Source organism: uncultured Limnohabitans sp. (assembly GCF_937889215.1).
GTDB lineage: Bacteria > Pseudomonadota > Gammaproteobacteria > Burkholderiales > Burkholderiaceae_C > Limnohabitans_A.
Genome location: NZ_CALBEX010000474.1, coordinates 1 through 9,101 on the forward strand (window position 1 = coordinate 1; position 9,101 = coordinate 9,101).

The window sequence follows — 9,101 nt, forward strand, 5'->3', positions numbered from 1 at the left end:
CTCGCCGAATCCTGTAGCTGTCCGGTTTACCGTTTCTTTTTCCAGCATTGGCTTGCGGCATCGTTGGTCCGACATGGACCTGTGTTGTTGTAATGCTATGAAAAGGAACGCATCATGAAACGGATGCTGATCAACGCCACGCAAGCTGAAGAGCGCCGCCTGGCCATCGTCGATGGACAAAAACTCCTCGACTACGAAATCGAAATCGAAGGCCGCGAACAGCGCAAGGGCAATATCTACAAAGCCGTGGTCACACGCGTAGAGCCCTCACTGGAAGCTTGCTTTGTCGACTACGGCGAAGACCGCCACGGCTTTTTGCCCTTCAAAGAAATTTCCCGCCAATACTTTGCTGAAGGCGTGTCCGTCAGCCAAGCACGCATCCAAGACGTCATCAAAGAGGGCCAGTCCCTTTTGGTCCAGGTCGAAAAAGAAGAGCGCGGCAACAAAGGCGCAGCGCTGACGACCTTCGTCAGCCTGGCTGGCCGCTATGTGGTCCTCATGCCCAACAACCCACGAGGCGGTGGCGTCAGCCGCCGTATCGAGGGCGACGACCGGGCCGAGCTCAAAGAGGCCATGGACCAGCTCGAATACCCCAAAGGCATGTCCATCATTGCCCGCACTGCCGGCATTGGCCGCGCAGCGCCCGAGCTGCAATGGGACTTGAACTACCTGCTCAAACTTTGGACCGCCATTGACGGTGCCACTCAGGGCAAAGGCGCTTTCCTCATTTATCAGGAATCAAGCCTGGTCATCCGCGCCATCCGGGATTACTTCAACAACGACATCGGCGACATCCTGATCGACACCGACGACATCTACGAACAAGCTCAGCAGTTCATGAGCCACGTGATGCCCGAATTCGCGCCCCGCTTGAAGCGCTACCGTGACGATGCGCCGCTGTTCAGCCGCTTCCAGATCGAGCACCAGATTGAATCGGCCTACGCCCGCACCGTGCAACTGCCTTCGGGTGGTGCCATCGTAATCGACCACACCGAGGCCTTGGTCTCTGTGGACGTGAACTCGGCCCGTGCAATCAAAGGTGGCGACAGCGAAGAAACCGCCACCCGCACCAACCTGGAAGCCGCTGACGAAGTGGCCCGCCAGATGCGCCTGCGCGACTTGGGCGGTCTGATCGTGATCGACTTCATCGACATGGACGAGAGTAAAAACCGCCGCGAAGTCGAAAACCGCTTGCGCGACGCCTTGCGCCAAGACCGTGCCCGCGTGCAGTTCGGTGCCATCAGCAAATTCGGCTTGCTCGAAATGAGCCGCCAACGCCTGAAACCTGCACTTTCCGAAGGGGCCTCCATCCCCTGCCCTCGTTGCGGCGGTGCTGGCCACATCCGCGACACCGAAAGCTCGGCGCTGCAGATCCTGCGCATCATCCAAGAAGAGTCCATGAAGGACAACAGCGCCGCCGTGCATGCCCAAGTGCCCGTCGAAGTCGCGTCTTTCCTGCTCAACGAAAAGCGCTCCGAGATCGCCAAAATCGAACTCCAGCAACGCATCAACGTGCTGCTGGTGCCCAACAAATCGCTGGAGACGCCGCATTACAAGCTCGAGCGCTTGAAGCACGACGACCCGCGCCTAGACCGCATCGAAGCCAGCTACAAAATGGCTGAAGAGATCGAGGACGCAACCACCGTGACGCGCCGCTCGCAAGAGCCCACCAACAAGCAAACGCCGCTCATCAAAGGCGTTTTGCCGGACGCGCCTGCGCCCAATGCTGTCGCCAAGCCCCAAGCCCCTGCAGAACAAAAGCCCATGGCGCCCAGAGTCGCACCAGCGGTCAAAGTGGCCGCCCCTGCGGCCGCTGCCAGCGGCGGTTTCTTTGGCTGGTTGAAAAACCTGTTCGCGGCTGCCCCTGAAGCGCCCGTGGCACCACCAGCCAACAAGAACGACGACAAAGCCCGCGAAGGCCGCCGTGATGGCGAGCGACGTGAAGGCGAACGCCGCGATGGTCGCCGTGGCGGTCGCCGTGGCGAACGCACCGAAAACGCCACGGGTGAAGTCCGCGCGCCCCGCGAAAACGGTCGCCGTGGTGAAAGCCGCAACGAAGGACGCATCGAAGGCCGTGAAAGCGAAGCCCGCCCCGTGCGCGGTGAGCGTACTGAGCGCGGTGAGCGCACCGAACGAACCGAGCGCGTCAACGGTGACCGTCCTGCCCGCGAAGGTCGCCGTGATCGCGGCGAAAGCCGCGGTGACAACCGCAACGATGCCCCGGCCGAGTTGAACGCCGACGGCACCGAAGTGCGCCAAGAGCGTGCGCCCCGTGAAGGCCGCAGAGACCGTGGCGAGCGCAGCGGTGAAGGACGCCGCGAACGTAGTGAACGCCAAGCTGAGCGCCGCCCCAACGACGACACATCCCCAGCCAACGCCGTAACCGAAAGCGAAGCCATCGCCAGCGAAGGCTTGGACGCCAACCCAGAAAGCGGCTCCGCCACTGAAAACAACGGCGAACGACGTGAGCGCCGCTCGCGCGACCGATATGGCCGCGACCGCCGCGAACGTGCTGGCGAAACCCGCCAAGACGCAGCTGGTGAAGAAAGCCAAGGCGATGCCCAGATGGCCACGGCCGCAGAGCCCACGGCAGAGGCACAAACCGAAGACCGCCCAGCCCCACGCTCTTATTTCGAGCGTGCCCAGCAAGCTGCCGCAGTGGCCGTGACCTCTGAGCCCGCAGCGCCTGCCGAAGCACCGGCGGCTGCACCCGCGCCAGCGTCTGCCAACATGGCAGCGCCCGCTGCGGAGCCCACATCGGAGCCCACCCCTGCACCTGCACCTGCACAGGCACCCGCTGTGACAGCACCTGCAGCGCCAACAGCTGCAGCAGCAGCAGCAGCAGCCAGTGCACCAGAGGCTTTGCCCACTGTGGCCAGCTACAACCTGCCGATCGAGCGCCTGCAGCAAGTGGCCGAAACATCCGGACTGGTTTGGGTCAACTCGGACACGGCCAAAGTGGCCGCCGTGCAAGCCGCCATCGCCGCTGAGCCCCAGCCCGCGCGGGTGCCGCGTGAGCGGCCAGCGCCTGTGGTGGTCAACGAGGGCCCCTTGGTGCTCGTGGAAACACGCAAAGACCTGAACTCACTCCAAGTGCCGTTCTGACCTGCAAAGGCGTCACAGCGCCATGAAAAAACCGGGCTTCAAGCCCGGTTTTTTTTCGTCTGCGAAGCCGCCAAGGGCAAGGCCAATCAGCGGCCACAAACTGTTCAGGCCAACGCTTTCATCAGGGTGAAAGGGCGCGCAGGGGCGCTCAACTGGGCGACACCAACGCCGCCTGTTTCCAAGCGGCTTTGGCGGCCTCATCATCTTGGCGCTGTTCGGCCAATTCGGCCAAAGCCAGCCAAGCTTTTCTTTGCAGGCTCGGGGCTTTCTGGGATTTGACGGCCTGCGTCAACAAGCTTTGGGCCTTCCCCCACAAGCGGTGGCGCAAGCACAGCATGCCGGCCAAATACTGCAAATGGGGTGCTCTCGGTTGAGCCTGCTGTGCACTTTCAACACGAGACAGCCAGACAAAAGCATCCGCCTCATCGACACCGGGCAAGCACGCATCAAACGCCTGTACCACGCGCTCCAGTTGCTCAGTAGACCAATTCGATTGTGGCGACTGCAAAGGCGTCCACAGGTCTTGCAGCCAAGTCCTGGCCATCACTGGCGTGCCGCCGAGCTGCAGGCAACGCCCGACGGCCTCGGTCACCACATCGGGCAAAAGCCGCTGGGTGGGCGTCAACCGCAACCAAACGCGTTGCAGTACCTCCACATCGTGCGTGTGGCGAATCAATTCCAAAATCAGCCGGGTCACCAGGCTTTCCGATGCCGCTGGCGAAAAAGCCCGGTGCTTGGCCAACAAAACCGCCGTTTCCAGAGCCTGCGCAGGCTTTCCAGCCAAGCGAGAGGCCTTCAGTTGCAAGCGCATGGCCACCATGCGCCGCCGGGCCGCTGGGGGTAACTCGTTCAACAGCTCAAGGCTGGCCGGGGCATCGCGCTCGTCCAAACGCCAACGCGCCGCTCTTAATTGAACCCCCTCCAGCAAGGTCTGGCGTTCCGCGCCCTGACTGGCTTGCACCTGCGCCATGGCCTGCTCCAGGTGCTGCTGCCGCTGGGCTTGGTCTTGCAAAGCATGGCTGGCCTCGGCCGCCATGATGTGGGCCAGCGTGCGCAAAGATGCGGCGTGGTCCAGCGTGACACCTGCGGCTTCAAGCGAAGCCTCTTTGAGCAGCGTTTGATCGGCCGCTTTGCGCGCCCGCAAATAACGCCCCGCCATGAAGTGGCTGATCGCGTCGAGCAAAGCCGCATGGCTGGCCCGCTCTTTTTGTTGCAGCCGCCAGCGCAACGCCCGCTGAGGCAAAGCCCAAAAGGCCTCCAAGGCCCGCACCACCAGCACCACCAACATGACCACGGCAAAGAGCGCCAAGAACGCCAAGTTCAACGAGATATCGATCCGGTTGGGGTACAAAAACAGCGTCACCATGCCATGGTTGTTGCCCGCCAACCAGGCCACAGCCGCCGCCAAAACAAACAAAATAACAAGCCACAAGGCAGCGCGCATGAGCTTACCTTCCTGCCGCAGCGGTGTTCAAAGCCGCCAAAGAGCCCTCGATACGCGGGGGCTCAATGGTGCGCACTTGGGTGCTGGTTTGTTTGAGCAACTCCAGCAGCTGCACTGTGCGCCGCGATTGTGGCTCGGCATAACGCGTTACCAACACCGCAGCCGAGCTCAAATCGGCGCGTACACCGTCGTTTTGTCGGGCCAACAAACCCAAGCGGGCATTGAGCAGTTTGAGCTTGAGGTTCTCGCGCACAAAAAACGCCTGCTCAGGCGACAGCAAAGAGGCTTCAGGCGTGTCGATCCTGCTGACACGCAGCAAGCTCTTGACCTCATCGCCTATGCGCATCAGGCTCGCCATCCACCACGTCAAGGCAGCCACTGGCTCGCCGGCTGCTTCGGCCTGTTGACGCATTTGCCTTTGGGTGACCAACACCTCGTTAGCAAACGACAAGCCATCCACCAAAGTAACCCCTTCATCGAGCAAAACCAGCAGACCCGGCAAGTCAAAACTGGGCAGGCTGTTCAAGCGCTCTAAGTCTTTTTGGAGGGCTCGGGAGACCGGCGTCAATCGCGGCTGCGCGGCGCGCTCCACACGTTTTTGGGCCGACTGCAAAGCCGTTACCAAAGGCTCCGAACTGCCCGTCATCAGGGCCTGCTGCTGCGCAATGCGCAGGGTCGACTCGATGTCGACCACCAACGTTTCATCGCGCGAACGCGACAAACTGTGCATCAACTCCTCCAATTGGGTGCGCTGCAAAGCCACAGCCGACAGCCTGGCCTCCATGAGCGAGACACGGGCCACGCTGTTTTGAACCGCTTCTTGTGCCTGCTTGGCCCATGTTTTGGCTTCCAAAGCTTGCGCGCCCGTGCTGGCGCTTTGCTGGGCCAATTGCTCCTGCATGCGTGAGAGTTTTTGCCAAAGCAGCACAGAGGACACCAAGCCACCCAGCGCCACCACCAGCACCAACACCAAAGCGATCCAAGTGCCCAAAGCTCGCCCAGGTGCCGCAACTGAACCTGAACCTGAACCTGAACCTGAACTTGGCTCTGGGCTGGGCAGGGGTTGGGCGTCGGAAGGGCTATCGGTGGAAGTGGTCATGACAATGATTTTATAGACAGCGCCTGCGCTTCCAAGCCAGCAGGGACCAAATCGACCCGCCCCCAGCCCCACTGCTGGAGCCTTTGGGCAATGCGGGGGTGTGTGGCCAGCGCACGGGCCTGCCCCAAGGGCAGATCAGGGCAACACGCCAACAGAAATTGCGCCGCCTCGGAGCTGCTGAACAACCAAGCATGGCCACCAGTCATGCCCTGCCGCGCCAGGGCTTGCTGCTCAGGGCTCAGTCGCGGGGGCTGGCGCACATAAGCCACCACCTGCTGCACTTGCAAGCCGGCGTGGTCGAGCTGTTGAGCCAGCCAATCGCGCCCGGCCACTTGACCCTGGGCATCGGCGCCGCGAACAATCAACACCGAGGGCTTGACCGTGGCATCTGTCACTGCTGCCTGCACCCACTGCGCCACCACACCCCACAAAGCCTCGGAATCAAACTGGGCCGCGTGCGCATCGGGTGCATCCGTCAACTCAGCGGGCCAGCCCGTTGCCAACAAAGCCGCTTGGGTGCCCGGACCGGTGGCCCAAGCGCGGACGCCTGGAATGGGCATGCCGGCAGGTTGGGCCGCCATGAAAAACCGCACTGCGTTGGCGCTGACAAACATCACCGCCAAATGCTGGGGCATGGCCTGCCAAGCGGCCACCAGCGCTGAAGACTCGGGCCAAGCGGCAATCTCGATCAGGGGCAAGGTCTCGCAGGCCACGCCCTGGGCCTGCAAGGCATCTGCCCAAGCCCGGGCCTCGCGCTCTGGCCGGGTCACGATGACACGCAAAGGGGTCGCTGCAAAAGTGGAAGACGCCAACGCCATGTCAGCGCCAAACGTCAATGCGCGCCGCCGTCGCGCAAGGCTTGCGCCACGTTCAAGCCCAGCGCCTCGGCCGCTTGCAGGCCATCGGTGCTGGCCGCCGCTTCAGCCGTCACCAAAGTGGTGCTGCCTTCGGGGTCGCCCCAGGCCGCTTGCAGCTTCAGCACACCGCCCTCAAGCGTGGCGTGCGCGGCCAAGGGCATCGAGCAACTGCCGCCCATGGCACGGCTCACGGCACGTTCGGCCGCCACACGTCGCCAAGACGGCGCATCGGCCAGCGGGGCCAGCAAGGCACGCAAATCAGCCCGGTCGCTGCGGATTTCGATGCCCAAAGCCCCTTGTCCAGCGGCAGGCAACATCTGATCGGTCTCAAAAATATGGCGAATACGCTCGTCCATGCCCAAGCGCTTGAGACCCGCCGCCGCCAACACAATGCCAGCATATTGGCCTTCGTCGAGTTTGCGCAGTCGAGTGTCCAAGTTGCCGCGCAAAGGTTCAATTCTCAAGTCAGGGCGCAGTGCACGCAGCAACACCGTGCGCCGCAGGCTTGACGTGCCCACCACCGCGCCTTGCGGCAAGTCTTCCAGCTGAGCGTATTGCGGCGACACCCAAGCATCGCGGGGGTCCTCACGCTCCATCACGCAGGCCAAATCAAAGCCTTCGGGCATGTCCATGGGCACGTCTTTGAGCGAGTGCACCGCAATGTCTGCGCGGCCTTCGTGCAAGGCCACTTCGAGTTCTTTGACAAACAAGCCTTTGCCGCCGACTTTGGACAAGCTGCGGTCCAGGATTTGGTCGCCCTGCGTGGTCATGCCCAGCAGCGTGACGCTGCAGCCCAAGCCCTCCAGCAAGGCCTTGACGTGTTCGGCTTGCCATAGCGCCAAGCGGCTTTCACGCGTGGCTATGACGATGGAGGTGGCTGCTGGCGAAGTCACGTTGGATTTCCCTATAAATGGGCTTCAACAAATTGAAACCTGTTGGTAACTAACAAAGGTTTGTCAATGCTAGCATGAGGCGACAGAGCCAAAAGCGCTGTCACGCACTTGCCGAATCACCACTTCAAAGCACCCCACCCGATGAAACAGGCCCTCTCAGACACCGCCTCGGCGCGCAAAGTCCCCCTCGTCAGCAAAACCGACAAACGTGACAGCGAGCGCCCACTGGTGGAGGACATCCGCTTGCTGGGCCGCATTTTGGGCGACGTGATCCGCACCCAAGAAGGCCCCGAGGCCTTCGAACTGGTGGAGCAAATTCGCAAACTGTCAGTGGCCTTTCGCCGCGATGCCGACCAAGAAGCCGACAAAGCCCTGAAGAAACTGCTCAAAAGCCTGCCCGGCGACCGCGCCGTGAGCGTCATCCGCGCCTTCACCTACTTCAGCCACCTGGCCAACTTGGCCGAAGACCGGCACCACATTCGCCGCCGCACCATCCATGAGCGGGCAGGCCACACACAAGAAGGCAGCATCGACGTGGCGCTGCAGCGCCTGCGCTGGGCGGGCATCACACCCAAAAGCATCTCGGACATGCTGGCCACCAGCTACGTCTCGCCCGTGCTCACGGCCCACCCCACCGAAGTGCAGCGCAAAAGCATTCTGGACGCCGAGCGCGACATCGCCCACCTGCTGAACGAGCGCGATGGCATCAAAGCCCGCGCCGCCGCCGTCAATGCCGCCAAAGACGCCCTCACGCCCAAAGAACTGGCCGCCAACGAACTTCAAATGCGTGCCCGCGTCATGCAACTGTGGCAAACACGCCTGCTGCGCTTCACCAAACTCACCGTGGCCGACGAGATTGAAAACGCGCTCAGCTACTACGAAGCCACGTTCTTGCGCGAGATCCCCAAGCTGTATGCCGAACTCGAAGCCGCCCTGCCCGGCCAGCCCATTGCCAGCTTTTTGCGCATGGGTCAATGGATTGGCGGCGACCGAGACGGCAACCCCAACGTGACCGCGCAAACCCTGCAACACGCCCTGATCCGCCAAAGCGACGTGGCGCTGCGCCACTACCTGACCGAGGTGCACCTTTTGGGTGGCGAACTCTCGCTGTCGGCCATGTTGGTGCCCTTTGGCCACGACATGCTGGCCCTGGCCGAGCGCTCGCCCGACACCAACGAACACCGCCAAGACGAACCCTACCGACGGGCGCTGACCGGTATCTACGCACGATTGGCCGCCACACTCAAAAACCTGACTGGCGGTGACGCTGCACGTCACGCCGTGGCCCCACAAAACCCCTACGCCAGTGGCGAAGCGTTTTTGGCTGACCTGCGGGTCATCCAAACCTCATTGGACAGCCAACACGCACAAGCCCTGAGCGCGCAACGCCTGCACCCGCTGATTCGGGCAGTGGAAGTGTTTGGCTTTCATCTGGCCACGGTAGACCTGCGCCAAAGCTCAGACCAACACGAAACCGTGGTGGCCGAACTGCTGACCACCGCACGCGTGGAAAAACACTACAGCCAACTGGACGAACACGCCAAACAAGCCCTGCTGCTGGGCCTGCTGAGCGACGCCCGCCCCCTGCGCGTGCCCGGTGCCACCTACAGCGCCCACGCCCTGTCGGAGCTGGCCATCTTTGAAATGGCCCGCAGGATGCTCGCCAACTTTGGCCCACAAGCCATTAGGCACTACATCATCAG

At 62.3% G+C, this 9,101-nt stretch carries 6 protein-coding genes; 2 read left to right on the forward strand and 4 right to left on the reverse strand.

The genetic code is table 11. From position 1 onward, the window contains the following. The first annotated feature begins 114 nt into the window (after positions 1–114). Positions 115–3,105: an Rne/Rng family ribonuclease gene (locus Q0341_RS11900; RefSeq protein ID WP_299513571.1), complete on the forward strand. Its 2,991-nt coding sequence runs from the start codon at positions 115–117 to the stop codon at positions 3,103–3,105. Between the two features lie 148 nt (positions 3,106–3,253). Here Q0341_RS11900 and Q0341_RS11905 read toward each other — a convergent pair whose 3' ends face one another. Genes Q0341_RS11905 through hemC form a run of 4 tightly spaced genes read right to left on the reverse strand, consistent with a single transcriptional unit; the run spans position 3,254 to position 7,398 of the window. Beyond that, positions 3,254–4,549 (reverse strand): heme biosynthesis HemY N-terminal domain-containing protein, encoded by a 1,296-nt coding sequence (locus tag Q0341_RS11905; RefSeq protein WP_299513573.1) that lies wholly within the window; start codon positions 4,547–4,549, stop codon positions 3,254–3,256. A gap of 4 nt (positions 4,550–4,553) precedes the next feature. Further along, on the reverse strand, positions 4,554–5,648 hold the full coding sequence (locus Q0341_RS11910; RefSeq protein ID WP_299513576.1) for a uroporphyrinogen-III C-methyltransferase: 1,095 nt from the start codon (positions 5,646–5,648) through the stop codon (positions 4,554–4,556). Beyond that, a complete protein-coding gene (locus Q0341_RS11915; RefSeq protein WP_299513579.1) occupies positions 5,645–6,466 on the reverse strand; it encodes a uroporphyrinogen-III synthase in 822 nt (273 codons plus the stop codon). Before Q0341_RS11915 ends, Q0341_RS11910 begins: the two co-directional genes overlap by 4 nt. A gap of 14 nt (positions 6,467–6,480) precedes the next feature. Then, the gene (gene hemC, locus Q0341_RS11920; RefSeq protein ID WP_299513582.1) at positions 6,481–7,398 is read right to left on the reverse strand and encodes a hydroxymethylbilane synthase; all 918 of its coding nucleotides are present in this window, start codon (positions 7,396–7,398) and stop codon (positions 6,481–6,483) included. A gap of 141 nt (positions 7,399–7,539) precedes the next feature. Here hemC and Q0341_RS11925 point away from each other — a divergent pair. Continuing rightward, on the forward strand, positions 7,540–9,101 hold a 1,562-nt coding region (locus Q0341_RS11925), incomplete at its 3' end, for a phosphoenolpyruvate carboxylase (RefSeq protein ID WP_299513585.1).